Annotated in this window: 22 protein-coding genes; 13 read left to right on the top strand and 9 right to left on the bottom strand. The window is 73.7% G+C overall.

Features of this window, described 5'->3' with window-relative positions; genetic code table 11:
* Positions 1 to 143: 143 nt before the first annotated feature.
* Entirely contained in the window at positions 144 to 2,507 is a 2,364-nt protein-coding gene (locus tag ACP6CK_RS16985; protein WP_426954482.1) for a glycosyltransferase, read from the bottom strand.
* On the opposite strand from ACP6CK_RS16985, the gene ACP6CK_RS16980 reads away from it, so the two are divergent.
* Positions 2,506 to 3,861, top strand: a complete 1,356-nt coding sequence (locus ACP6CK_RS16980) for a glycosyltransferase family 4 protein (protein ID WP_426954481.1) — start codon at positions 2,506 to 2,508, stop codon at positions 3,859 to 3,861. The genes ACP6CK_RS16985 and ACP6CK_RS16980 overlap by 2 nt on opposite strands.
* Before the next feature lie 23 nt (positions 3,862 to 3,884).
* Here the strand turns inward: ACP6CK_RS16980 and ACP6CK_RS16975 are convergent, their stop codons facing one another.
* The gene (locus ACP6CK_RS16975) at positions 3,885 to 4,607 is read right to left on the bottom strand and encodes an SDR family oxidoreductase (protein WP_426954480.1); all 723 of its coding nucleotides are present in this window, start codon (positions 4,605 to 4,607) and stop codon (positions 3,885 to 3,887) included.
* Positions 4,608 to 4,729: 122 nt separating this feature from the next.
* Here ACP6CK_RS16975 and ACP6CK_RS16970 point away from each other — a divergent pair, with 122 nt between their 5' ends.
* A complete protein-coding gene (locus ACP6CK_RS16970; RefSeq protein ID WP_426954479.1) occupies positions 4,730 to 5,635 on the top strand; it encodes a LysR substrate-binding domain-containing protein in 906 nt (301 codons plus the stop codon).
* 25 nt (positions 5,636 to 5,660) lie between these two features.
* Here the strand turns inward: ACP6CK_RS16970 and ACP6CK_RS16965 are convergent, their stop codons facing one another.
* The 5 genes from ACP6CK_RS16965 to ACP6CK_RS16945 form a co-directional block, all read right to left on the bottom strand.
* Positions 5,661 to 7,721 carry an MASE4 domain-containing protein gene (locus tag ACP6CK_RS16965; protein WP_426954478.1) on the bottom strand — a complete coding sequence of 687 codons (2,061 nt, stop codon included), beginning with the start codon at positions 7,719 to 7,721 and terminating at the stop codon, positions 5,661 to 5,663.
* A gap of 67 nt (positions 7,722 to 7,788) precedes the next feature.
* A complete protein-coding gene (rsmD, locus tag ACP6CK_RS16960) occupies positions 7,789 to 8,364 on the bottom strand; it encodes a 16S rRNA (guanine(966)-N(2))-methyltransferase RsmD (protein WP_426954477.1) in 576 nt (191 codons plus the stop codon).
* Between the two features lie 202 nt (positions 8,365 to 8,566).
* Positions 8,567 to 9,448, bottom strand: a complete 882-nt coding sequence (locus ACP6CK_RS16955; protein WP_426954476.1) for a pseudouridine synthase — start codon at positions 9,446 to 9,448, stop codon at positions 8,567 to 8,569.
* Entirely contained in the window at positions 9,445 to 11,016 is a 1,572-nt protein-coding gene (locus ACP6CK_RS16950) for an MDR family MFS transporter (protein WP_426954475.1), read from the bottom strand. The genes ACP6CK_RS16955 and ACP6CK_RS16950 overlap by 4 nt, the downstream gene beginning before the upstream one ends.
* Entirely contained in the window at positions 11,013 to 11,753 is a 741-nt protein-coding gene (locus ACP6CK_RS16945; RefSeq protein WP_426954474.1) for a gamma-glutamyl-gamma-aminobutyrate hydrolase family protein, read from the bottom strand. The genes ACP6CK_RS16950 and ACP6CK_RS16945 overlap by 4 nt, the downstream gene beginning before the upstream one ends.
* Before the next feature lie 80 nt (positions 11,754 to 11,833).
* Between ACP6CK_RS16945 and ACP6CK_RS16940 the strand changes: the two genes are divergently transcribed.
* From ACP6CK_RS16940 to ACP6CK_RS16930, 3 genes are read left to right on the top strand one after another with little or no spacing between them, the layout of a single operon-like run.
* On the top strand, positions 11,834 to 12,265 hold the full coding sequence (locus ACP6CK_RS16940; RefSeq protein ID WP_426959930.1) for a nucleoside deaminase: 432 nt from the start codon (positions 11,834 to 11,836) through the stop codon (positions 12,263 to 12,265).
* Positions 12,266 to 12,300: 35 nt separating this feature from the next.
* Entirely contained in the window at positions 12,301 to 12,939 is a 639-nt protein-coding gene (gene tsaB, locus ACP6CK_RS16935; protein ID WP_426954473.1) for a tRNA (adenosine(37)-N6)-threonylcarbamoyltransferase complex dimerization subunit type 1 TsaB, read from the top strand.
* Entirely contained in the window at positions 12,939 to 13,409 is a 471-nt protein-coding gene (locus ACP6CK_RS16930; RefSeq protein WP_426954472.1) for a GNAT family N-acetyltransferase, read from the top strand. Before tsaB ends, ACP6CK_RS16930 begins: the two co-directional genes overlap by 1 nt.
* Positions 13,410 to 13,542: 133 nt before the next feature.
* Here ACP6CK_RS16930 and ACP6CK_RS16925 read toward each other — a convergent pair whose 3' ends face one another.
* Complete coding sequence (locus ACP6CK_RS16925; protein WP_426954471.1) at positions 13,543 to 14,175, bottom strand: aspartate/glutamate racemase family protein; 633 nt, start codon at positions 14,173 to 14,175, stop codon at positions 13,543 to 13,545.
* Between the two features lie 73 nt (positions 14,176 to 14,248).
* Between ACP6CK_RS16925 and ACP6CK_RS16920 the strand changes: the two genes are divergently transcribed.
* The 5 genes from ACP6CK_RS16920 to ACP6CK_RS16900 all read left to right on the top strand — a co-directional run bounded on the left by ACP6CK_RS16920 (position 14,249) and on the right by ACP6CK_RS16900 (position 18,989).
* Entirely contained in the window at positions 14,249 to 15,088 is an 840-nt protein-coding gene (locus ACP6CK_RS16920; RefSeq protein ID WP_426954470.1) for a MurR/RpiR family transcriptional regulator, read from the top strand.
* The gene (locus ACP6CK_RS16915; RefSeq protein ID WP_426954469.1) at positions 15,085 to 16,416 is read left to right on the top strand and encodes an aspartate aminotransferase family protein; all 1,332 of its coding nucleotides are present in this window, start codon (positions 15,085 to 15,087) and stop codon (positions 16,414 to 16,416) included. The genes ACP6CK_RS16920 and ACP6CK_RS16915 overlap by 4 nt, the downstream gene beginning before the upstream one ends.
* Positions 16,413 to 16,802, top strand: coding sequence for an MAPEG family protein (locus ACP6CK_RS16910; protein WP_426954468.1), 390 nt, complete (start codon positions 16,413 to 16,415; stop codon positions 16,800 to 16,802). The genes ACP6CK_RS16915 and ACP6CK_RS16910 overlap by 4 nt, the downstream gene beginning before the upstream one ends.
* A 237-nt stretch (positions 16,803 to 17,039) precedes the next feature.
* On the top strand, positions 17,040 to 18,050 hold the full coding sequence (locus tag ACP6CK_RS16905; RefSeq protein ID WP_426954467.1) for an amino acid ABC transporter substrate-binding protein: 1,011 nt from the start codon (positions 17,040 to 17,042) through the stop codon (positions 18,048 to 18,050).
* Between the two features lie 243 nt (positions 18,051 to 18,293).
* Positions 18,294 to 18,989 carry a BPSL0067 family protein gene (locus tag ACP6CK_RS16900; protein WP_426954466.1) on the top strand — a complete coding sequence of 232 codons (696 nt, stop codon included), beginning with the start codon at positions 18,294 to 18,296 and terminating at the stop codon, positions 18,987 to 18,989.
* A gap of 218 nt (positions 18,990 to 19,207) precedes the next feature.
* Here ACP6CK_RS16900 and ACP6CK_RS16895 read toward each other — a convergent pair whose 3' ends face one another.
* Positions 19,208 to 20,368 (bottom strand): mandelate racemase/muconate lactonizing enzyme family protein, encoded by a 1,161-nt coding sequence (locus tag ACP6CK_RS16895; protein ID WP_426954465.1) that lies wholly within the window; start codon positions 20,366 to 20,368, stop codon positions 19,208 to 19,210.
* A gap of 148 nt (positions 20,369 to 20,516) precedes the next feature.
* On the opposite strand from ACP6CK_RS16895, the gene ACP6CK_RS16890 reads away from it, so the two are divergent.
* The 3 genes from ACP6CK_RS16890 (at position 20,517) to ACP6CK_RS16880 (ending at position 23,898) form a co-directional block, all read left to right on the top strand.
* Entirely contained in the window at positions 20,517 to 21,488 is a 972-nt protein-coding gene (locus ACP6CK_RS16890; RefSeq protein ID WP_426954464.1) for a Bug family tripartite tricarboxylate transporter substrate binding protein, read from the top strand.
* Positions 21,489 to 21,500: 12 nt separating this feature from the next.
* Entirely contained in the window at positions 21,501 to 22,550 is a 1,050-nt protein-coding gene (locus ACP6CK_RS16885; RefSeq protein ID WP_426954463.1) for a Gfo/Idh/MocA family protein, read from the top strand.
* Positions 22,551 to 22,650: 100 nt separating this feature from the next.
* On the top strand, positions 22,651 to 23,898 hold the full coding sequence (locus ACP6CK_RS16880) for an FAD-dependent oxidoreductase (RefSeq protein WP_426954462.1): 1,248 nt from the start codon (positions 22,651 to 22,653) through the stop codon (positions 23,896 to 23,898).
* The last annotated feature ends 44 nt before the right edge of the window (positions 23,899 to 23,942 follow it).

Genomic DNA, 23,942 nt, shown 5'->3' with positions numbered 1-23,942 from the left:
GGGCGGGGCCTGTGGCCTCTGGGGAAGGCTCTGCCTTCCCCAGACCCCTTCCGCCAGGAACCTTAGGTTCCTGGACCTCCATTCTGTAAGCCGACGCTTTGGCCGAGGAACCCGGAACGGGCCCCGCAGCGGCGAGCGCGGCCTCAGCCCTCTGGGATCAGTGGAACGAGGGTCCGGGCCTCCAGATAGGCGATGCGTTCCGCGAGCGAGTGGCCGCGCATCAGGCCGATCGCGTGCAGCCCTAATCCGGCCTCGCGCCCGTCCGCCAGACGCCCCAGCGGACCATCCAGGGTGAGTTCCAGTTCCGGGCCACCCTGCCCGATCTCCAGCGCGAGTTCAGCGGGGCCGGGGGTGAGACACTCCGCGAGCACCTCCTCCGCGCCCGCGCGCCGGAGCGCCAGGTGGGGCCGTGCGCCGAGAGGAACGGTGACGGAGAGGCGCAGGCGGAGCGGTCCGTGCTCCTCCACGCGGAAGCGGAGGGCGGCGGGGCCGCGCCGGGACCAGAGCCCGTCCGGGGCGGGCGGACCCCAGCCCGCGCCCTCGGGGAGGGCCGCGGCCAGGACGGCCTCGGGCCGTGGATCCGGCGTCGTCCCGCGGGCGAGGGGGATTTCCGCCAGCAGAGGCAGGAGGGGGGCGCCGGCCTCGTGCTCCGGCCCGGTGAGCCGACGCGCGGCGGCGAGGAGGTCGGCGGCGACAGCGGACCAGTCGCGCAGCCCGCCGCGGGGCGGGATGCGGGCTTCCGCCGCGACCCGGGCGGCCTCGGGCAGGAGGCTCTCGACGGTGGTGGCGAGGTCCTCGGCGCTGCCGGCGACGAAGAAGACGGCGCCGTTGCGGCCGCTCTCCACGAGGGCGGACGCCTCCGGCACCACCGCCACCTTGCCATGGCCGAGGGATTCCGAGACGGGCAGGCCCCAGCCCTCGTGCCGGCTGGGATACACGGTGAAGAGGCAGGCGGCGTAGAGGCGCCCGACCGCGGCGTCGTCGAGGCCGGGGAGAAGGGTGACGCGGCCGGCGAGGGCCGGGTCCTCCTCCAGCACGGCCATCGCGGCCTCGTCTCCCTCGACGCGGCGTCCGGCCAGGACGAGGCGCGGCGTGGCCGCGGCGCCCCGCCGTGCGATGAGGCGCTGCCAGGCGGCGAAGGCGAGGGCGTGGTTCTTCCGCGGCTCCAGGCTGCCGACGAACAGCACGAAGGGCTCCCCGGGCGCGAGGTCCGGATGGGCGGCCGTGACCGCGGCCGGGCGCCGCAGGCCCAGCGCGCCGAGCGCGCCGCCGAGGACGCCCGGCGCCTCCGCGGCGGGGAGCGGGGCGGGGGCGGCGGGCGGCTCGGTCCATCCGTCCGGGGTGACCACGGCGACGGGCGGGACGGGGGCGTCCGGCAGGTGGCGGGCCATCAGCCGGCGGAAGTCGGCGGCCGTGGCCTGGGACACGGCGATCACGCCGTCCGCCAGGACCGGCAGCGTCTCGAACCAGCGGGCGAAGTCGCGCCGGGCAGCGGGGTCCGTGTCCGGCAGGACCAGCGGGCCGCAATCATGCAGCACGGGGACATGGCGCAGCCCGGCCGCGCGGGCCGCGCGGAGGGCCACCGGGTATTCGGGCAGCCACCAGGCGCTGCCCGGGGTCACCAGCAGGTCCCCCGGCGCGAAGACGAGGTCCGGCGCGCGATCGAGCCAGGCGCCGATGGCACCGAGCGTGTGCTGCCAATCCGCGTCATCCCCCGCCGGGGCGTGGGAGAGATGGCGAAGCCGGAGGAAGGCGGCGACGGGCAGGGCGCGCCAGCCCCGGCCGCCCGGCGGCATGGCGCAGAGCGTCACCGGCGCCGCGCCGGCCAGGGCGGCGGCCGCGATCTCCGACTGCACGCGCTGGATGCCGCTGGGGGTGCGGTGCGTGCCGTGCCAGGAGAGGAGGTCCGAGAGGTCCAGCAGGGTTCCGGCGGGGCGCCGTGGGATGGCGGCGCGCGCCGAGAGGGCGCGCCACTCCTCCCAGGCATGGCGCGCGCCGGGATCAGCGACGACGCCCTTTCCATACGCGTCCAGGGCTTCAGCGAGACGGCCGAGGAGCTTCAGCGCGTGGCCGATCTGGACGTGGATGTCGGCATCCCCGGGCGCCATCGCGGCGGCCTGGTGGTAGAGCGCGAGCGCCGCCTCCGGGTCGCCGGATTCCTTCAGCGCGTGGCCGCGCTGGACGAGGATGCCGCGGTCATCCGGCCGGCGGGCGAGGTACTCGCCATAGGCGGCGGCGGCCTCCGCCCAGCGGCGGGCATCGCGGGCGGCGTCGCCGGCGCGCCGAAGGGCGCGCACCTCCTCATCCCGTCCGCCAGACACGCCGTGCTCCGTTCCGTTGCGGGGCGACCATGCCGTCGAGGCAGGTGCGGCGCCAGGGGCGCCGGCCGATCGGTCGCGATGGCCTGGAGGGAAGCCGTAGCGGAGGCGGGCGACGACGGCGTCCGGCGGGAAGCCGCCGCTCCGCGCCTCGCCCCGCGCGTGCGGTGCGGGTAGGGTGCGGCGCATGGCGCCCCGCATCCTGATCGACGGCTTCAACCTGGCGCTCGAGCACGGCACGGGCGTGTCGACCTATGCGCGCAACCTGTCCTATCGCCTCGGCGCGATGGGGGCGGAGGTGGACGTGCTCTACGGCCGGCACGTCAACCCGGACTGGCCCGACCTGTTGCGCGAGGTGGCCTTCTTCGACGACCCGGCGATCGAGCGGATGACCTTCCGCCGGCGGCTGCGCCGCTTCCGCCGCACGGTCTTCGCCGGCATGCGGGAGCGGGCGGCGGCGATCCCGGTCACGGGGCAGGTGGTGACGGACGTCTACACCTATCGCATGCCGCATTTCGACCGGCTGTGGAACATCGAGGACCTGTTCAACCGCGCGCACAACCGCTTCAAGATGCGCGCGCAACTCCTGCCGGTCGCGGTCGGGCGGAAGCCGACGGTCGCGCACTGGACCTATCCGCTGGCGCTGCGCATCCCCGGCGTGCCGAACATCTACACGATGCACGACCTGGTGCCGCTGCGGCTGCCCTTCACCACGCTGGACCACAAGCGGCGCTACTATCGCCTTTGCAAGATGCTGGTGGATCAGGCCGACCACATCGTGACCGTGAGCGAGGCGTCGCGGTCCGACATCATCAACCTGCTCGGCGCCCATCCGGACAGGGTCACGAACACCTATCAGGCGGTGGAGCTGCCGCCGCACATCGCCACGAAGCCGGAGGACCAGGCGCGGGACGAGGTGCGCGGCGCCTTCGGCCTGGAGTGGGGCGGCTACCACCTGTTCTTCGGGGCGATCGAGCCGAAGAAGAACCTCGCACGGCTGATCGAGGCGCATCTCGTCTCCGGCGTGCAGACGCCGCTGGTGATCCTGGGAAAGCAGGCCTGGAAGAGCGAGGAGGAGCTGCGGCTGCTGAAGCAGCAGCGCGTGCAGGAGCGGCTGGTGCTGCTGGACTACGCGCCGTTCCGGCTGCTCGTCTCCCTGATCCGCGGGGCGAAGTCGGTGCTCTTCCCGTCCCTGTACGAGGGTTTCGGCCTGCCGGTGCTGGAAGCGATGAGCCTCGGCACGCCGGTGCTCACCTCCAACAACTCCTCCCTGCCGGAGGTGGTGGGGGACGCGGCGGTGAAGGTGAATCCCTATGACGTGCGCGCCATGGTGGAGGGGATCCGGGCGCTGGAGAATGATCCGGAGCTGCGCGACCACCTCTCCCATGTCGGGCGACAGCGGGCGGCGCTGTTCAGCGGGGCGGCGTATGAGCGGCGGCTGACCGAGCTCTATGCGCGGCTCGGCGTCACGCTGGGGGATGAGGCGCGGGGGTGGGAGGACCACCTTGCCGCGCCCGCCGATGCCGCGCAGGAATATTCCTGATCCGCTGACGACCGCCGTCCCGCCTAGTGGCCGGCCGCCGTGGGGCGCACGACGATCTCGTTCACGTCCACATCCGCCGGCTGCTCGATCGCGTAGCGCACCGCGCGGCCGATCGCGTCGGGCTTCAGCGCGACCGCCCGGTAAGACCGCATCGCCTCCGCCGCCGCGGGGTCGGTGATGGTGTCGGCCAGCTCGCTCTCCACCACGCCGGGATGGATGCAGGTCACGCGCAGCGCCCGGCTCTCCTGCCTCAGCCCGTCCGAGATGGCGCGCACCGCGAACTTTGTCGCGCAGTAGACGGCGGCCGTGGGAGAGACGGCCAGCGCGCCGATCGAGGCGATGTTGATGACGTGGCCGGAACCGCGCGCCGTCATCTCCGGTAGCACGGCGGCGATGCCGTAGAGCACGCCCTTGATGTTCACGTCGACCATCCGTTCCCACTCCTCCACCTTCATGGAGGCCATGAGCGAGAGCGGCATGACGCCCGCGTTGTTGACGATGACATCCACACGGCCCCAGGCCGCGCGCGCCGCGGCGGCGAAGGCCGCGACATCCGCACGGTCGGTGACGTCCAGCCGCCGGCTCAGCACGGTGCCTCCCTGCGCGTTCAGTTCCCGGGTCAGCGCATCCAGGCGATCGGTGCGGCGCGCACCGAGCAGGAGCTTCGCGCCGGCCGCGGCGAGTTCGCGGGCGACGCCCTCGCCGATGCCGCTCGACGCGCCGGTGATCAGCACGACCTTGTCCATGGTCTCTCTCCTTCGCGAGCGGGACGAGGGTCCCGTGGCCGGGCGTGGAGGTAAGGCAGCCGGATTGGCGTGATAATCGGCTCCCGTTTGCATGGTCTGGTAAGTCCTGCTTACCAGTGCGGATGGACCTGAATGTCCTGATCGCCTTCGTCGCCGTGGCAGAGGCACGAAGCTTCCGCATCGCGGCCGAACGGCTGGGCGTCACCCGTCCCGCGGTGAGCCAGGCCATCCGCCGGCTGGAAGATGGGCTGGGCCTCGCGGTCCTGCGCCGCACGACCCGCAGCGTGAGCCTGACGGAGGCGGGCGAGCGGCTTCTCGGCGACGTCGCGCCCGCCCTGGCCGACCTGCGCACTGCCATGACGAACGCGAGCGACCGGGACGACCGGCCGAGCGGCCTGCTCCGCCTCGCCGTCTCCTCCATCGCGGAGGAGTTCCTCTCGGGCCCGCTGCTCGCGTCCTTCCTCGAAGCGCACCCCGCGATCCGGCTGGACGTCGTCGTGACGGACGTGGAGTTCGACATCGTCGCGGAGGGCTATGACGCCGGTGTCAGGCTGGGCGAGGTCATCGCCCAGGACATGGTCGCGGTGCCCGTGTCGGACCGCCAGCGCCAGCTGGTGGTCGCATCCCCCGCCTATCTCGCCCGCTCCGGCGTGCCGGCGCATCCGCGGGACCTGCCGGCCCATCGCTGCATCGGCTGGCGCCGCGCGCCCGGCACGGCGCCCTATCGCTGGGAGTTCGGGGAGGACGGGCGCGAGTTCGACGTGGCGGTGGAGCCCGAGGTCACCACCAACGACATGTGGCTGATGATCCGCATGGCCTGCGCCGGCGCCGGGCTCACCTTCGGGATGGAGGACACGTTCCGTCCCTGGATGGCGCGGGGCGAACTGGTGCCCGTGCTGGAGGACTACTGCCCGAGCTTCCCGGGCTTCTTCCTCTATTTTCCCAGCCGCCGGAACCTCGCGCCGAAGCTCCGCGCCCTGGTGGACCACGTGGCGGTGCAGCGGCGGCGCGGGACGGCGCGCGGCTGATCCTGCGGCCGAAGCGGCCCGCCGCTCAGGCCCGCATCGCCGCCTGCGGCGCGAGGAGGCGGACGAGGTCCTCCCGACGATAGGGCTTGGCCAGGACGGGCACGTCGGCGGGGACGCCGTGCTGCCCGGCCAGCGCCTCGTTCGTGTAGCCGGAGGTGAGGACGACGCGCAGGCCGGGGCGCAGGCGCCGCGCCTCCACCGCGAGCTGCACGCCGTTCATCCCGCCGGGCATCACGACGTCGGAGAAGAGTACGTCGACGCGCTCCTCGCCGCGCAGGTGCTCCAGCGCCTCGGCCGCGTCCCGGGCGGGGAGGACGTGGTAGCCGAGATCGGCGAGGCTCTCGACCGCGGCGGCGAGCACGGCGGGCTCGTCCTCCACCGCGAGCACGGTCTCGCCCGCCGTGGCGCGACGGAGCGCGGCGGCGGGGCCGCGGGCCGGCGCCGCGGCGGCGGGGGTCTCGGAGGCGGACCAGGGAAGCCAGAGCTCGACCGTCGTGCCCGCGCCGGGGCGGGAGCGGAGGCGGGCGATGCCGCCCGCCGCGCGGGCGAAGCCATAGACCTGGGCGAGGCCGAGGCCGGAGCCGCGGCCGAACTCCTTCGTGGTGAAGAAGGGCTCGAAGGCGCGGGCGAGGGTCGCCTCGTCCATGCCCGGCCCGTTATCCGCTACCGTGATGACGGCGTAGCCGCCGGCGGGGAGGGATTCGCCGGGCGGGTCAGCGCCGGCCTCCTCGGCCGTGCGGGTGGCGTTTCGGCTGGTCACGGCGATGCGGCCACCGGGGCCGACCGCGTCGCGCGCGTTGACGACAAGGTTCAACACCGCGGCCTCGAACTCGCTGCGGTCGAGGCTGGCGGGGTTCAGGCCGGGGTGGAGATCGAGGTCGAGGCGCGCCGCCTCCCCCACCGCGCGGCGGAGCAGGGGCTCGAAGTCGAGGAGGAGCGCGTTCGGGTTCACCGTCTCCGGCCGCAGGTCCTTGCGGCGGGCGAAGGTGAGGAGCTGGCGGGTCAGGCGGGCACCGCGCGCCACCGCCTCCAGCCCGGCCTCGGCGCTGCGGACCACGCGCGCCTCGTCGCCGGGGCGGCGGCGGATCATCTCCAGCCCGCTGCCGACCACCATGAGGATGTTGTTGAAGTCGTGCGCGATGCCGCCGGTGAGCTGGCCGACCGCCTCCATCCGCTGGGCCTGGCGGAGGGCGGCCTCGGCGCGGGCCACCTCCTCCGCCGCGGCCTCGGCGCGGGCGCGGAGGGCGTCCACCTCGTGCAGGTAGGCCCAGAGGATCACGAAGGCGGAGACCAGCGCCTCCACCCGGCCGGCATACCAGCCGATCGTGGCGCGGGCGCCGCCGGCCATGGTGAGGAGGTTGTCGAGGATCAGAAGGGCGAGGCCGGCCGCGATCCACAGCTCCAGCACGGTGCGGCGGCCGCGGGTCGCGCGCCACACCGCGACGAGGGCGACGACCGTGAGGAGCTGCACCGCCGGCCCGACGCCCGAGGTGGTGAGGGCGGCATAGTCATCCCCGGTGACCTGATGCGGCAGCCAGGGCAGGCCCAGGGTGGCGACCGCCGCCGCCCCGCCCGCGAGGGCGAGAGCACCCAAGGCCCCGAGCGCGGCGGCCATGCCGATCCGGTCCGGCGCAACCGGCGCTGCGCGCAGGGTGAGGGCATAGGCGAGGGCGCAGAGCGGCGGCCCGATGTGCCAGAAGGTCCAGAGCCAAGTCGTCGTCTCCGGACCTGCTCCCAGGATGCGGCCGCCGGCGATCACGCCGGGAAAGGAGAGGAGCTGCAGCAGGACGATGGCCGCCGTGTAGAGCGTGCCGCCGGCCGCCAGCAGCAGCGGCATCGCCCCGCCCCGGCGGAACTGGGCGAAGAGCACGAGGGCCGAGAGGGCGTGGGCGATCACGAGCGCCGTCTGGTTGATCAGCACGAAGCCGGGGAAGACGGGCGAGACATGATCCGCGAAGGGGAGCAGGAGGAGCGTCGCGACCCCGGTGGCGGCGAGCAGGATCGTCGCCGCGCGGCGCTGCGTCGGGGTGATGCTGGTCGTGTGGAGAGTAGCCGGCCCCGGGGCGTCGGCGGAGGGGCTGTTCATCAGGCCGGTCCGATCGGGAGGCGCGGAGCATAGCACTGCCGCTCGCACTATCGAGAGCGCGCACCGGTTAAGAGGTGGTGAAGGCCTGCTCCGCGCGCAGGATGAGCATGCGGGCCGCGCCGTGGCCACGTTCGGCCAGGAGCTCCCATCCAGGGAGAGCGGGAGACGACTCGTCCCGGCCGACCTCCAGGCAGGCGAGGGCGGCGGGGGCGATCCAGCCGCCCGCCGCAAGGGCCGCCAGGGCGGCCGGGCCGAGCTCCTGGCCGTAGGGTGGGTCCAGGAAGAGCAGGGTGCAGGGGGCTTCCGCCCGCGGGGGGCGGAGGGCATCGGCGGGGAGGATGCGTGCCTCCGGGCCGATCTTCAGGGCGGCGATGTTGGCGCGGAGGGCGGCGAGGGCAGCACGGTCGCGCTCGATGAAGGTGACGCGGGCGGCGCCACGGGAGAGGGCCTCCAGGCCGAGGGCGCCGGTGCCGGCGAAGGCGTCCAGGACTGTCGCCCCATTGATCAGGGCGCGGCCGGCCCAGGGGGCGTGCCAGAGCTGGTCGAACAGGGCCTGGCGGACGCGGTCCGCGGTGGGGCGGGTGGCGGCGCCCGGCGGGGCGGCCAGGGCGCGGCCGCGGAAGCGGCCGGCGACGATCCTCATGGGCGTGAGGGCGGCCATGGGGGAAGGAGAAGGAATTCTCCCTCCCCCAGCCCCCCACCCTCATCTTCTTCTGTCTGGCTGCCGCGGAAGGCGGAGAGGGGAGAGCCCATCGACGGATCGCGCGGCAGCCAGACAAAACGAGATGACAGGGGGTCTGGGGGAGAGAATTCCTTCTCTCCCCCAGAGTCGCCGGACGGAACCATCATTCCTTCCCGCTGCGCGGCTTCGCCCCCCAGGGCGTGCGATGCGGGTCGCCGGCGCGGCGGGCTCGGGGCGGGCGGGCGCGCGGCGGGGTGGCGTCGGGCGGGGCGGGGGTGCGGTCCACGCCGCGCTGGATGCGGGGGGCGGTGCCGATGCCGAGCTGGTCGCGCATGATCTTGGCATTCACCTCCTCCACCGCGCCCTTGGGCAGGGTGCCGAGCTGGAAGGGGCCGTAGGCCACGCGGATCAGGCGCGTCACCGAAAGGTTCAGGTGGGCCATCACGCGGCGGATCTCGCGGTTCTTGCCCTCGTGCAGCGAGACCGTCAGCCAGGCATTGGCGCCCTTGCGGCTGTCGAGCCCGGCCTCGATGGGGCCGTAGGAGACGCCGTCCACGGTGATGCCGCGGGCGAGGTAGGCGAGCTGCTTCTCGTCCACGTTGCCGAAGACGCGGACGCGGTAGCGGCGGAGCCAGCCGTTGGAGGGGAGCTCCAGGCGGCGGGCCAGCTCTCCGTCATTGGTCAGGAGGAGCAGACCCTCGCTCGTCAGGTCCAGGCGGCCGACGGAGACGAGGCGCGGCAGGGCGGCGGGAAGGGCATCGAAGACCGTGGGGCGGCCCTGCGGGTCCTTGTGCGTCGTCACGAGGCCGTCGGGCTTGTGGTAGCGGAACAGGCGCGTGGGCTGCGGGGTGGCGACGGGCTGGCCGCGCACCATCACCGTATCGCCGTCCGCGACGAAGGTGGCCGGGGTCTCCACGATGCGGCCGTTGAGGGCGACGAGGCGCTCGGCGATCAGCGCCTCGGCGTCGCGGCGGCTGGCGATGCCGGCGCGGGCCAGCCACTTCGCGATGCGCTCGCCGCGCGGGGAATCGGCCTCTTCGGTCATGGGGCGTCCTCGACGGCGTCACGGAGAGATTGCTCGGGCAGGCCGAGGACGAGCAGGAAGGCGGCGGTCATCACCACGCCGCTGAGGGCGAAGCAGCCGGTCAGGGCGGTGCGGTAGGCATCGGCGACCAGCCCGTGCTGCTCCGGCGTCAGGGAGGCCATGGCGCGGACGCCGCCGCGCACCACGGCTTCCATGTCCACCCCCGCCAGGCGGTCCCGCCCGGCGGCGAGGCGGGAGGCCATGACGGCGCCGGAGACCGCGACGCCCACCGCGCCGCCGAGGGAGCGGACGAAGGTCATGGCGCCGGTCGCGGCGCCGAGCTCCTTGTGCGCCACCGCGTTCTGCACGGCCGTGGTGAGGTTCGGCATGCCCATTCCCATGCCGAGGCCGAGCGCACCCATGGCGACGAGGAAGAGGGCGGGCGGCGCGGCGGTCCAGGCAAAGAGGCCGAGGCCGGCGAGGGCCGCCGCTTCCAGCCCCAGCCCGGCGAGGAGGAAGGCCTTGTTCCGGCCGAGGCGCGAGACCATCCGGCCGCCGATGATGGAGGAGAACACCATCCCGACCACCTGCGGCAGCACCATCATCCCCGCCTGCGCCGGCGTCATCCCGAGGACGAGCTGGAAGTAGAGGGGCAGGAAGACCGTGGAGCCGAGCATGGCGAAGGTCATCATGCCCCCGACCCCCACGCCGCGGGCGAAGACGCGATTGCGGAAGAGGGCGAGGCGGATGAGCGGGTCCGGCGCGCGCCGCTCCTGCCGGAGGAAGAGGGCGAGGAGGACGAGGGTCAGCAGGGCGAGCCCGGCCGTGGGAGCCGAGAGCCAGGCGAACTCCACCCCTCCCCAGGCGAGGAGAAGGAGGAGGGCGGCCGTCCCGCAGGCGAGGAGGAGGGTGCCGATCAGATCGAGCGGGCGCGCCGCGCGGGGCGTGCTGCGCGGCAGGCCCGTGAGGATGAGGAAGAGGGCGACGGCCCCGATCGGCAGGTTCACGTAGAAGACCCAGCGCCAGGAAAGGGCCTGGGTGATGAAGCCGCCGAGCAGCGGCCCCGCGACGCTGGCGAGGGCGAAGGTGCCGGTGAAGAGGCCCTGGTAGCGGGGGCGCTCCCGCGGGGAGACGACGTCCCCGACCGAGGCCTGGGCGAGCACGAGAAGTCCGCCGGCGCCGAGGCCCTGCAGGGCCCGGAACGCGATGAGCTGGCCCATGGACTGGGCGGCGCCGCTGAGCAGGGAGCCCGCCAGGAAGACGAGGATGGCGACGAGGAAGAGGCTGCGCCGGCCGTAGAGGTCCGACAGCTTGCCGTAGAGCGGTGTGGTGACGGTGGAGGCGAGCATGAAAGCGGTCACCACCCAGGAGAGGTGCGCCATGCCGCCGAGGTCGCCCACCATCCGCGGCAGGGCGGTGTTGACGATGTTCTGGTCGAGGGCGGCGAGCAGCATCGTCAGCAGCGCCCCCGCCATGGTGATGCGGAGGGAGACCTTGGACGTGGCCGGTCCGGCGGCGGGGGCCTCGGCAGGGACGGGCGGCGGGGCGGCGGCGATTCGCTCCGGGGACTGGACCGGCGGTTGGGTCACGCGGCGGCGCGGCGGTCCGGGCGGCGGGCGGACTCCGTCACGAAGGCGTCCAGGATCGCCTGGTCGCGCGGGTCCACGGCGTATTCCGGGTGCCACTGGACGCCGAGGCAGAAGCGGTAGCCCGGGTGCTCCAGGCCCTCGACCACGCCATCCGGGGCGCGGGCGTTGACCACGGCGCCCTGACCCGGCCTGTCCACGGCCTGGTGGTGGGCGGAGTTCACGGCCATCCGCTCCGCGCCGACGATGCGGTGCAGGAGGGTGTCGGGGGTCAGGGCCACCGCGTGGCCGGGCTCGGTGCGGGGGTTGGGCTGCTCGTGCGGCAGGGCGTCTGGGACGCTGTCCGGGATGTGCTGGATGAGGGTGCCGCCGAGCGCGACCGCCAGGAGCTGCTCGCCGCCGCAGATGCCGAGGACGGGGAGGTCCCGGGCGAGGGCGCCGCGGAGGATCGCCAACTCGAAGGCGGTGCGGCCCTGCTTCAGCGTGACGGTCGCGTGCATCGGGCCGCCGCCGTAGAGGGCGGGGTCCACGTCGAAGGCGCCGCCGGTGACGAGGAGGCCGTCGATGCGGTCGAGATAGGCGCCGGCGAGCTCGGGCTCGTGCGGGAGGGCGACCGGCAGGCCGCCGGCGGCGGTGATGGCGGAGAAGTAGTTCTGCCGCAGCGCGTACCAGGGCAGCTTCGAGTAGCCGCCGGGGGATTCGGCATCGAGGGTGACGCCGATGAGGGGTCGCGTGGTCATGGGGTGGGTTGATAGACCCCGGGTGGTCGCGGCGGCCAGGGGCAATGCGGAGAGTTCTGTTGCAGGAGGCGGGGAGCCCGATGGAGGCCGCGCTGGACGAAGCGCGGGCGGCGGCGGCGCGCGGGGAGGTGCCCGTGGGCGCGGTGGTGACGGATGTGTCGGGCGTCGTGCTGTCGCGCGCGGGGAACGAGGTGGAGGCGCGGCACGATCCGTCCGCCCATGCGGAGATGCTGGCGCTGCGCGCCGCGGCAGACCTCCGCGGGGACAAGTGGCTGGCGGATGCGACGCTCTGGGTGACGCTGGAGCCCTGCCCGATGTGCGCGCAGGCCGCGTCCTTCTTCCGGGTCCGGCGGGTGGTGTTCGGCGCCTATGACCCGAAGGGCGGCGGGGTGGACCACGGGGCGCGGATCTTCACGGCGTCGTCCTGCCATCACGTGCCGGAGGTGGTGGGCGGCGTGCGGGAGACGGAGAGCGCGGCGCTGCTGCGCGGCTTCTTCGCGGCGCGGCGGTGATGGTTTCCGCCGGGGCGGCAGGGTAAGGCGGGGCCATGCGGGTGATCGGATTGGACGGTGCGCTGGCCCGGGCCTCGGCCGCGCTGCTGCAGGACGGCGTCGTGGTGGCGGAGGCGCGGCGGGACGGCGCGCGCGGGCAGCCGGCCGCGCTGCCGGCGTTGGCGGCGGAGGTGCTGGCGGCCTCTCCGGGGCCGGCGGATGCGGTGGCGGTGGTCGTGGGGCCTGGTGGGTTCACCGGGCTGCGGGCGGCGATCGCGCTCGCCCAGGGGCTGGCGGCGGGATGGGGCGTGCCCTGCCTCGGCGTGACGACCGGGGAGGCGCTGGCAGCGGCGCTGCCGGAGTGGCAGGCGGCGGGGCGGGCCGTGTGGTCCGCCACCACGGCCGGGCGCGGGCGCGTGGTGCTGGAGCGGCCGGGGGAGGAGCCCGGGCTCTTCGACGAGCCGGGCCTTCCGGCTCCGGGCGGTCCGGTGGTGACAGTAGGCGATGCGGCCCCGGTGGTGGCGGCGCGGCTGCTGGCGCGGGGCGCGGACGTGTTGTTGTCGGATGCGCGGTTGCCGGAGGCACGGGACGCCGCCGCCTTGGTGGCGCTTGCCTTGGCAGAGGGGCGGCCCGGCCGGCCAGCGGCGCCCGTGTATGCGGAGCCGGTTTACGTCCGCACCTCCCACGGGGCGTGATGCGGGAAGACCTTCTGCTGCGCCTGGCCCGAAGGGAGGATGCGCTGGACCTGGCCGCACTGCACGCCCGCGCCTTCCCGCCCGCGGAGCGCTGGGACCTTGTCGCGATCACCGCGATGCTGGCCATGCCCGGCGCCTTCGGCGTGATGGCGGGGGAGGGGCCGGAGGGCTTCATCCTCGCCCGCGCCGTGGAGGATGAGGCGGAGGTGCTCACGCTGGCCGTGGATCCCGACGCCAGGCGGCAGCGGATCGGCGCGACCCTGCTGGCCGCGGCGAGCGCCGAGGCCGCGCGGCGCGGCGCGGCCTGCCTGTTCCTGGAGGTGTCGGAGGCCAATGCCGCCGCGCGGGCACTGTATGCTGCGGCGGGCACGGCGAAGGTGGGACGGAGACGGCGGTATTACGCCGATGGCAGCGACGCGATCGTGTTGCGGCTGGAACTTGATGGGGCGGGGTTAAGGCTGGGTGAGTGAACTCCCCCAGACCCCCTCCTTCTTCTATCAGGCTGCCGCGGCATTCGGAGATGGGGTGTCCCCGTTTCCACCCTCCGCGGCAGCCTGAAAGAAAAAGAAGGGGGTCCGGGGGGATGCCTCCCCCCGGCCTTGCTCAGGCTCCCAACCGCCGACGCAGCGCCCGCACCGCGCTGTCCGGCGTGGTCAGCACGGGCTTTCCGATAGCGGCCGCGACCATCGGGGCCGCGCGCGCGAGGCTGAACTGGCCGAGGGCGATCGCGTCGCAATCGGAGAGGGACTGGGCGGCCTCGGCGGCCAGCCGATCGTGGGTGGTGGTGTCGCCCCGGTCGAGCGCGGCGAGGGCGCCCTCGGCCAGCTTGGAGACGACGGTCACGCCGGGCGGGAATTCCGGCGGAAGGCTCTCCGCGCTGGGGCCGAAGGTGGTGAGAAGGCCGATGCGGCCGCCGATCGCGACGGCCTCGTCGATCATCGCCTCGTTCGGCTTCAGCACGGGCATGGGGGCGAGCGCGCGGGCGCAGGCCTCGATGCAAGGGCCGAAGGCGGAGCAGGTGAAGAGGATGCCGTCCGCGCCCGTGGAGGCCGCGTAGCGCGCGAGGGTGAGGAAGCGCTCGGTCATGGCGGGCGTGAGCGCGCCGTCGCGCGCGCGGTCGGCGGAGAGGCTGTCGTCCAGCAGGTTCATCAGGGCCGCCTCCGGCCAGAGGCGCGCGAAGGCGGCCTCGATCGGCGGGGGCGAGTGGCGCAGGCCGTGGATGAGGGCGATCCGCATGCGGCCATCCTGCCGCGTGTTCGCTATTGCAACAAGTGTTGCATAAAACCGGGATTGATGATCTGATCGTTTCATGAAGCCGGCCAGTCCGCTTGCGCGCCTGCATGAGGTCCTGCCGGGTCTGCCGCCGCGGCTGGGACATGCCGCGCGGTTCCTGGCGGACCACCCTTTCGATGCGACCACGCGGTCGATGCGGGACCTCGCCGCCGCCGCCGGGGCGACGCCGGCCAGCTTCACGCGGCTGGCCCAGGCGCTGGGCTATGCGGGGTGGGAACCGCTGCGGGCGGCCCTGGTGGAGGCGCAGCGGCCGGCGGCGCCCTTCTCCGCCCGTGCCCGGTCGGGGCAGGAGGATCTGCCGGCGGCGATGCTCCTGGCCGATGCGGCGGCGGTCGCGGCGCTGGACCCGACGCCGGTGGCCGCCGCAGCCCGGGCGCTGCACAAGGCGCCGCGCCTGTGGTGCGCCGGGTTCCGATCCTGCCGTGCCGTGGCGGGGCTGCTCCACTACCAGCTCCGGCTGTTCCGGCCGGAGGCGCGATTGGTGGGGGCGGAAGGGCCGGAGGAGTTCGACCTCGATGCCTTCCGGCCCGCGGACGCGGTGGTGGTGACGAGCTTCGCGCCCTATTCGCGGGAGGCGGTGCGGACCGCCGCCGCGGCGCGGAGTGCGGGCGCGACACTGGTGACGCTGACCGATTCCCCCGCCGCGCCGGTCGCGCGCGGCGCGGCCCATCTGCTGCGCTTCGAGGCGGATGGGCCGGGCTTTTTCCATTCCCTGACGGGGGCTGTCTCGCTCGCCCAGGCCCTGGCCGCCGCGGTGTTCGCGGCCGGCGGCGCCGCGTCGCTGGCGCGGCTGCGGGAGACCGAGGCGCGCCTGTCCGAACTGTCCCGCTATGCGCCCGAGGAGGCCCGAGCATGACGTCCCGCCTGTTGCACCGATCCCTGAACGGGGCGCCGCCCACCGCCGTGGGGGGGAAGGGGTCCTGGCTGCACCTGGCGGACGGGCGGGAGATCCTGGACGCGTCCGGCGGGGCGGCGGTGTCGTGCCTGGGGCACAACCATCCGGCCGTGGTGGCGGCGGTGCAGGCGCAGGCGGGAAAGCTGGCCTACGCCCACACCGGATTCTTCACGACCGGGCCGGCCGAGGAATTGGCGGAGGTGCTGGTAGGGCATGAGCCGGGTGGGCTCTCGCTGGCTTATCTCGTCTCCGGCGGATCGGAGGCGATGGAGGCTGCGCTGAAGCTGGCGCGGCAGCACTTCGTGGAGAAGGGGGAGCCGGGGCGGACGCGCTTCATCGCGCGGCGGCAGTCCTATCACGGGAATACGCTCGGGGCGCTGGCGGCGGGCGGGAATGCGGCACGGCGGGCGCCCTATGCGCCGCTGCTGGCGGACACGTTCAGCCATGTCTCGCCGGCCTTCGCGTATCGCGGCATGCGGGACGACGAGGACGAGGCGGGCTATGTCGCGCGGCTGGCGGCGGAGCTGGAGGCGGAGTTCCAGCGGCTGGGGCCGGAGAACGTCGCGGCCTTCGTCGCGGAGACGGTGGTGGGCGCGACCGCGGGCTGCGTGCCGCCGCCATCCGGCTATTTCCGCGCGGTGCGGGAGATCTGCGACCGCCACGGCGCGCTGCTCATCCTCGATGAGGTGATGAGCGGCATGGGCCGCACCGGTACGCTGCACGCGTGGGAGCAGGAGGGGATCGCGCCCGACATACAGGCGATCGCCAAGGGGCTGGGCGGTGGGTACCAGCCGATCGGGGCGATCCTGCTGAACGAGCGGACGATCGCGCCGATCCGGGCGGGCTCGGGCGCCTTTGCGCATGGGCACACCTATCTGGCGCATCCCGTGGCCTGCGCGGCAGCGCTCGCGGTGCAGAAGGTCATCGCGGAAGAGGGGCTGCTGGACCGGGTGAAGGTGCTGGGCGCGCGGCTGGAGGCGGGGCTGACCGAGCGCTTCGGCAACCACCGCCATGTCGGCGACATCAGGGGACGCGGGCTGTTCCAGGCAATCGAGTTCGTGGAGGACCGCGCGACCCGGAAGCCCTTCGATCCCGCGCGCCGCCTGAACCTGCGCGTGAAGGAGGAGGCGCTTTCCCGCGGCCTGGGCGTGTATCCCGGAGGCGGAACGGCGGATGGGAGAGCCGGCGATCATGTCCTGCTCGCGCCGCCCTACATCGCGACGGAGGCGGAGATCGACCTCGTTGTGGAGCGGCTGGGTACGGCCGTGGATGCGGCGCTCGCCGCATGATGCCGCAGGCGACGCCGCTCTATGCCGGGCTGCTGGGGCTGCTGTTCCTGGCGCTGTCGGTGCGCACGATCATGGCGCGCGGGCAGGCCAAGGTGATGCTGGGCACCGGCGGCGTCGCGGCGCTGGAGCGCGCGGTGCGCGTGCACGGCAATTTTTCCGAGTACGTGCCGATGGTCCTCGTCCTGCTCCTCATCGCGGAGCTGATGGGTGCGTCATCCTGGTTGCTGCACGCGGCCGGGCTGTCGCTGCTGGTCGGGCGGGTGCTGCATGCGCTGGCGATCGGGGGCGCGGTGCATGTGTACCAGCTTCGGGTGGCGGGGATGATGCTGACCTTCCTGCCGCTTGCGCTGTTGTCGATTTCGTTGATCGCGCGCGCTTTTCTCTGACCGGTGGCACGCGTGGCCTTCGGGGGAGAGAAGGAATTCTCTCCCCCGGCCCCCTCTCATCTCTTTCTTCGAGGCTGCTGCGGAAGGCTGACAGGGGGAGCGAGCCCGTTTCCGCCTCTCGCGGCAGCCTGGTAGAAAAAGATGAGGGCGTGGGGTCCGGGGAGAGGGAGAATTCCTTCTCTCTCCCCGGAGTCACCAGGCCCACCGGTTCAAACCGAACCCCAAGGAAGAGATCTCATGAAACGCCTTCTCCTGGCCGCCGCGGCGGCCATCGGCCTCACCGCCGCGGCCTCGGCCGCGACGCTCGACACGGTGCGGCAGCGCGGGACGCTGGCCTGCGGCGTCTCCACCGGCTTCGCCGGCTTCTCCGTTGCCGACAGCCGCGGGGAGACGCGCGGGCTGGATGCCGACTACTGCCGCGCCATCGCCGCCGCCGTGCTCGGGGATGCGACGAAGGTGCGCTTCGTCGCGCTGACCGCGCAGAACCGCTTCACCGCCCTGCAGTCCGGCGAGATCGACGTGCTGCTGCGGAACTCCACCCAGACCTTCCTGCGGGATGCCTCGATCGGGCTGAACCAGGGGCCGGTGAACTTCTACGACGGACAGGGCTTCGCGGTGCGGCGGGATGCCAATGTGCGGGACGTGAACGGGCTGAACGGCGCGACGGTCTGCGTGGCCCAGGGCACGACGCATGAGGTGACGCTGGGCGACGTGGCCCGCGCACGGCGCATCACGCTGCAGCCCGTGGTGTTCGAGCGGGTGGACACGATGTACCAGGCCTTCTTCGCCGGGCGCTGCGACGCGATGACGCAGGACGCCTCGGCGCTGGCCGGCGCGCTGTCCACGGCGGCGCCGAACGCGGCCGACTACGTCGTCCTGTCCGAGACGATCAGCAAGGAGCCGCTCGGCCCGTTCACCCGCAACGGCGACGACCAGTGGTCCAACATCGTGGCCTGGGTGCATTACGGGCTGGTGGAGGCCGAGGAGGCCGGCGTCACCCAGGCGAATGCGGAGGAGATGTCGCGCAGCGGGCCACCGGTGGCGCAGCGCCTGCTGGGGACCACGGGGGAGTTCGGGGCGCGCCTCGGCCTCGACAACCGCTGGATGCTGAACGCGATCCGCGCGGTGGGGAATTACGGCGAGGTGTTCGAGCGGAACGTCGGCGGGGGCAGCAGCCTGAAGCTGCCGCGCGGGCTGAACGGGCTGTGGAACGCGGGCGGACTGATGTACGCGATTCCCTTCCGGTGAGGGCGGGGCTGGCCGGTTGAGGCGAGCGTCCTGCCGACGGAGCAGCGGCTTTCTGAGGCAAGGGTCCGCGAGCCGCCGCCAAGGTTCATCGCTGCACGCCATCCCGGGAATGGCGTGCAGCCGGTCAGCCACCGCTTAACCGCGGCTCAATCATCTTCCCTTAGCCGTAACCCGTCAGATCCCAGAATGGGTGGCTCTCATGCGGCGGTCCGCGGCGGCGCGATCACAACGGGAGGTGCATCGGTGACGAGCATCTCCTCCAGCACCGGCTCCCCTGTCCCGACGCTCAACGGACCGCCGGTCCGTCGGCCGGGAATGGCGTTCACTCTTCCGGACCTGCCGTCTCGGATGGGAACGGGCAGCCTTCCGGTCGATCTCGCCTCCATGCGGTCGCTGCTGCGTCTGCAGGAGGGATTCTCCAGCCGTCCCGTGAGGCCGTCGCCGGTCGGATCGCCGGGATCGGCGGCGGCCGCGCAGAGCGCGCCCGTTCCGGTCGGCCCCGCGCGCCGGGCGGCGGTGAACGGGCTGTCAGGCCTGTTCGGCCGGTCCGTCGGCTCCGGCCAGTGCGTGGCGCTCGTCCAGGCCGCGAACCCGGCGATCGGCCCGACGCGGGGCTGGAGCCGCGGCGCGGCGGTGCGCGGGAACGTCGCGCTGCAGCCCGGGACGGCCATCGCGACCTTCGACGCGTCGGGCCGCTACGCCAATGCACGGAACGGCAGCAGCCACGCCGCGATCTACCTCGGGCAGGATGCGACGGGCATCCAGGTCCTGGACCAATGGGCGGGGCGGGCCGCCGCGGTGCGGACCATTCCCTGGTCGGCCCGGGGCGCGACGGCGGCGAACACGGGCGAGCGCTTCCACGTGGTCGTCTCGGCGACGGCGGGCTCCCCGGGACAGGCCAGGGCGTTCCAGACCGCCCAGCTCAGTCCGGCGCGGTAAGCCCGCGCCGTGGCGTCGCGGCGCCCGTCTGCGGGCGCGCGATCCGCGCGCGGCCGGTCAAGGCCGCCGCTAACCCGTGCAGGCCACGGTCGCGAGGGTTGCGGCCCACAGCCCGAGGGTCGCCCACACGATGGATTGCATGCCGGATCTCCTTCCGCCTGGCCTGCGTAACGCGTGACCGTGCCGGTCGTCGGCAAGCCGGATGCGCGGCGGCGTCCTCAGTAGGCGGGCTTCAGCGGGAACCAATCCGGCCTCTTTGGATCGAGGTATGCGCCCTCGATCCGCTCCACCGTGAAACGATCCAGCGCGGCCTCGTCCACCGTCACGCCGAGGCCGGGTCCGGCCGGCACGGGGAAGCTGCCCTCCTCCAGCAGGAACTCCTCCCGCACGACGTCGGCGGAGAGATAGGCGCGCTCCGTGTCCACGGAGTGGATGAGGTTCGGGATGGAGGCGGCGAGGTGCAGGTAGGCGGCCTGCGACAGCCCGAGCTCCCCGCCGGAGTGCAGGGTCACGGGGATGCCCGCGCTCTCGCAGATGGCGGCCTGCTTGATCACGGCCCAGCACCCGCCCGCCTCGTGCGGGTCGAGCAGCACGACGTCGGCCGCGCCCATGCGGACGATGTTGCCCACGTCCTGCAGCGTGTAGGCGCTCTCATCCAGCGCGATCGGCACGGGCTGGGATCGCCGCAGCTCCGCGTGGCCGATCAGGTCGTCCAGCTCCAGTGGCTGCTCGATCCAGGACAGGTCGTAGGGCGCCAGCTTCGCGAGAAGCCGCCTTGCCGTGCCCGGCGTCCAGGCGCCGTTCACGTCGGCGCGCAGCGGCAGGTCGCCGATCACCGCGCGCACCGCCGCCACCAGCGGCACGTCGGTCGCCTCGCTCATCCCGATCTTCACCTTGAAGGAGCGATGCCCGGCGGCCAGGAGCCCGCGCGCTGCCGCGGCGGCGTCCTCGGGCGCGGCGGCCAGGATGTAGCCCACCATGGGAACGTGTTCCCGGAACCGTCCGCCCCACAGCGCGTGCAGCGGCCGGCCGCAGGCGCGTCCCAGCGCGTCCCACATCGCCATCTCCACCGCCGCCATCGCCATCACGGCGGCGCGCTTGTGGTGGTAGTAGCCGGCGCCCAGCACGTGACGGGAGAAGGCCTCCGCCTCGTCCACGCGGTGGCGCAGCGCGATCGGCGCCACGGCGCGGTCCAGCACGGCGGGGATCGCGTCCAGAAGGCAGATCGTCTCGCCCCAGCCGACGGTGCCGCCCGCCGTCTCCACCCGGACGATTAGCCGCGTCGCGCCGCTGCGGGTGCCGGAGCCCCACTCGATCAACGTCCGGAAGGGCACCCGCACCAGCCAGTGTCGGAGGGACACGATCCGCAGGTCGTCCAAGGCGCGCTCTCCCCAGGGGTGGGACGCAGCGTAGGAAGGATTGCGGCCGGGCGGTATGCCCCGGTCCCCATGATCCCGGAGGAGCGGCGCGAGGGGGAGTTCACGCCCGCCGCCGTCCGGCTACCCTCCGCGCACGGAGGAAGCCACCATGCCCATCTCACGCCGCGGGGTCCTGGCCGCGAGCCTTGCCATCCCGGCCATCGCCCGCGCCCAGGGGGGCTGGGCGCCGGATCGGCCGATCCGGATCGTCGTGCCCTACACCGCCGGCGGCGCCTCGGACATCTCCGCCCGCCTGATCGCCGAGCGTCTCCGTGCCCGGCTTGGCCAGCCGGGCCTCGTGGAGAACCGTCCCGGTGCCTCGGGCATCATCGGCACGGACCTCGTCGCGAAGGCGCCGGCGGATGGGCACACCCTCGCCCTCGTCGCCTCCTCCCACGTCGTGAACCGGGCGCTCTTCCCGACGCTGCCCTATGACCCGATCGCGGATTTCGCGCCGATCATCCTGACGGCGAACGTCCAGCTCGTGATGGTCGTCCCGGCGTCCCATCCCGCGCGCGACCTTCGCGCCTTCCTCGACTGGGCGAGGTCGCAGGGCGGCCGCGCGGCCTATGCCTCCTCGGGCAACGGCTCCAACCCCCACATCTTCGCCGCCGACCTGCTGCGCCGCGCGAATGTGGAGATGGAGCATGTTCCCTATCGCGGCTCCACGGCCGCGCATGCGGACCTGCTGGCCGGCCGCACGCAGATGATGTTCGACGCCTATGCGGCCGTGCAGCCCCATGTGCAGGCGGGGGCGCTCCGCGCGCTCGCCCTGGCCGGGCCGCGCCGCTCCGCCCTGCTGCCCGAACTGCCGACGGTCGCGGAGAGCGGCTTCGAGGGCTATGGCGCGACCTCCTGGGGGTGCCTGCTGGCGCCGGCCGGCACCTCCGTGTCCGCCCTCGCGGCCCTCAACGCCGCGGCGGCCGCCATCCTCGGCGAAGCGGACATCCGGGAGCGCCTCGCGCTGCTGGGGGCCGAGCCGGCGGGCGGCACGCCGGAGGAGCTCGCGCTCTTCATGCGCGCGGAACAGGCCCGCTACGTGGCGCTGGTGGGGGCGCTGGGCATCAAGGGGACGGATTGAGGGGGGCAGGCGATGCAGCCCGTTCACCTCGCCGTCGTGGGGGCCGGCCTGATCGGCCGGCGTCATGCCGAGCACATCCTGGCGGAGCCCGAGGCGTCTCTGGATGCGGTGCTGGATCCCTCCGAGGCGGGACGCGCCTTCGCGGAGGGGATCGGGGCCGAGTGGTTCCCAGATCTTTCCGCGATGCTCGCGTCCGGCCGGCGGCCGGAGGGGGCGATCATCGCCACGCCGAACCAGCTCCATGTGGCGAACGGGCTGGCCTGCGTCGCGGCCGGCATTCCCTGCATCGTGGAGAAGCCGCTCGCCGATGACGTGGCCGGGGCGGAGCGGCTGGTCGCCGCGGCGGAGGCGGCGGGCGTGCCGCTGCTGACGGGGCATCACCGCCGCTACAACCCAATGATCGCGGCGGCCAAGCGCGCCATCGAGGAGGGGCGTCTCGGCCGCGTTCTCACGGTCCAGGGAAGCTTCTGGCTGTTCAAGCCCGACGACTACTTCGACGCCGCGTGGCGGCGGGAGAAGGGCGCCGGCCCGGTCCTGCTCAACCTCATTCACGACGTGGACCTGCTGCGCCATCTTTGCGGGGAGGTCGAGAGCGTCACCGCGCATGAGAGCAACGCGGTCCGGGGACACGCGGTGGAGGACACGGCCGCCATCCTCCTGCGCTTCGCGAATGGCGTGCTCGGCACGATGAGCGTGTCGGACACGGTCGTGGCGCCCTGGTCGTGGGAGATGACGACAGGGGAGAACCCGGCCTACCCCCACACGGATCAGGCCTGCTACCAGATCGGCGGGACGCACGCGTCCCTCTCCATCCCCTCGCTCGATCTCTGGCGGCATCGCGGCGCGCGGTCCTGGTGGGCGCCGATCCAGGCGGAGCGCCTGGCCTATGAGGCGGAGGATCCGCTTCGCCGCCAGGTTCGCCACCTTTGCCGTGTCGTGCGCGGCACCGAGGCGCCGCTCGTCTCTGGCCGGGAAGGGCTGGAGACGCTGCGCGTGATCGAGGCGGTGAAGAGGAGCGCGGCGACGGGCCGGACGGTCGCCCTGGGGCGGGCGGGCGCGTGAACCAACGCGGGGCGGCGGTTGACCGGCGTGCCCGCGGTGGCGGCTGGTATCCGGCGGCGGTGCCGTCCAGTCTGGGCGCCTGATCGCGGGACGGGGCGGGATGCCGGATTACGACGTGGTGGTGACGGGCGGCGGCGCGGCCGGGATCGGTGCGGCGGTCGGTGCCGCGCGCGCGGGAGCGCGGGTGCTGCTGGCCGAGCGCCACGGCTTCCTCGGCGGGGCGGCGACGAATGCGGGCGTGCTGACCTATTGCGGCCTTTACGTGAACCGGCCGGAGCCGGTCCGGGCGGTGGGCGGCGTGGGGGCGGAGGTGATGGCGCGGCTGGCGCGCCGCGGCGGGCAGGTGGCGCCCTTCCGCGCGCGCTCCGGCAACTGGATCGTCATGTTCGACCCGGAGGCGCTGAAGCTCGTCCTGGACGAGGTGCTGGAGGATGCGGGCGTGACGTCGCTGCTGCACGCCCGCGTCACCGGGGCGGAGGCGGAGAACGGCGTGCTGCGCCACGTCCGCATCACCGACCATGCGGGGGACCGGATCGTCGTGGCAGGCGCCTTCGCCGACACGAGCGGGGAGGGCACGCTCGCGGCGCTGGCCGGCGTGCGATCCGCGGTGGATTCGGTCCGCGGCGACCATGTCCAGCCCGCGAGCTATCCCTTCCGGGTCGGCGGCGTGGAGGGCGACGGCCCGCTGGACCGCGCGCCCTTCGCCGCCGCGGCGGCAGCCGTCGCGGCCTCCGAGGGGGCGGGCGTGCGGGCAGATGGGGGCGTGATCATCCGGCAGACGACGAATCCCGAGATCTGGTGGATGGCCGTGGACCTCGCGACCGACGGGCTGACGGCCGAGAGCCTGTCGGCGGCGGAGCGCCGGGGGCGGCATCTCGCCGCAGCCCTCGTCGCGGCGCTGCGGCGGCAGCCGGGGATGGAGCGCGCCTATCTCATCGGCACGGGGCCGCAGCTCGGCATCCGGGAGACGCGGCGGCCCGCGGCGCGGCTGATCCTCACCCAGCAGGACGGGCGCGAGGGGCGCCGGTCGCCGGAAGGCGTCGCCCGCGCGGCCTGGCCGATGGAGGTGCATCTCGCGCCGGGGAAGTCGGTGTTCGAGGACGTGGGCGGCGAGGGGTTCTTCGACGTGCCGCTCGACGCACTGCGGCCGGTCGGGATCGGGAACCTGTGGCTGGGCGGGCGGGTGATCGGCGCGGATGACGCGGCCTATGGCTCGGTGCGCGTGATGGGCACGGGCTTCGCGACGGGACAGGCGGCGGGCGTCGCCGCCGCGCTGGGCGCGCGGGGCGGCTCCCCGTCCGCGGCGGCCGTGCGCGAGGCGCTGGCGGGGCAGGGCGGCATCGTCTGAGCGGGCCCGGGAACCGGCCGCCGGGCGCCGCCGGGCCGGGCCGC

The organism is Muricoccus radiodurans (assembly GCF_050154705.1).
GTDB lineage: Bacteria > Pseudomonadota > Alphaproteobacteria > Acetobacterales > Acetobacteraceae > Roseomonas > Roseomonas radiodurans.
This window is presented reverse-complemented; position numbering and strand designations above follow the sequence as displayed.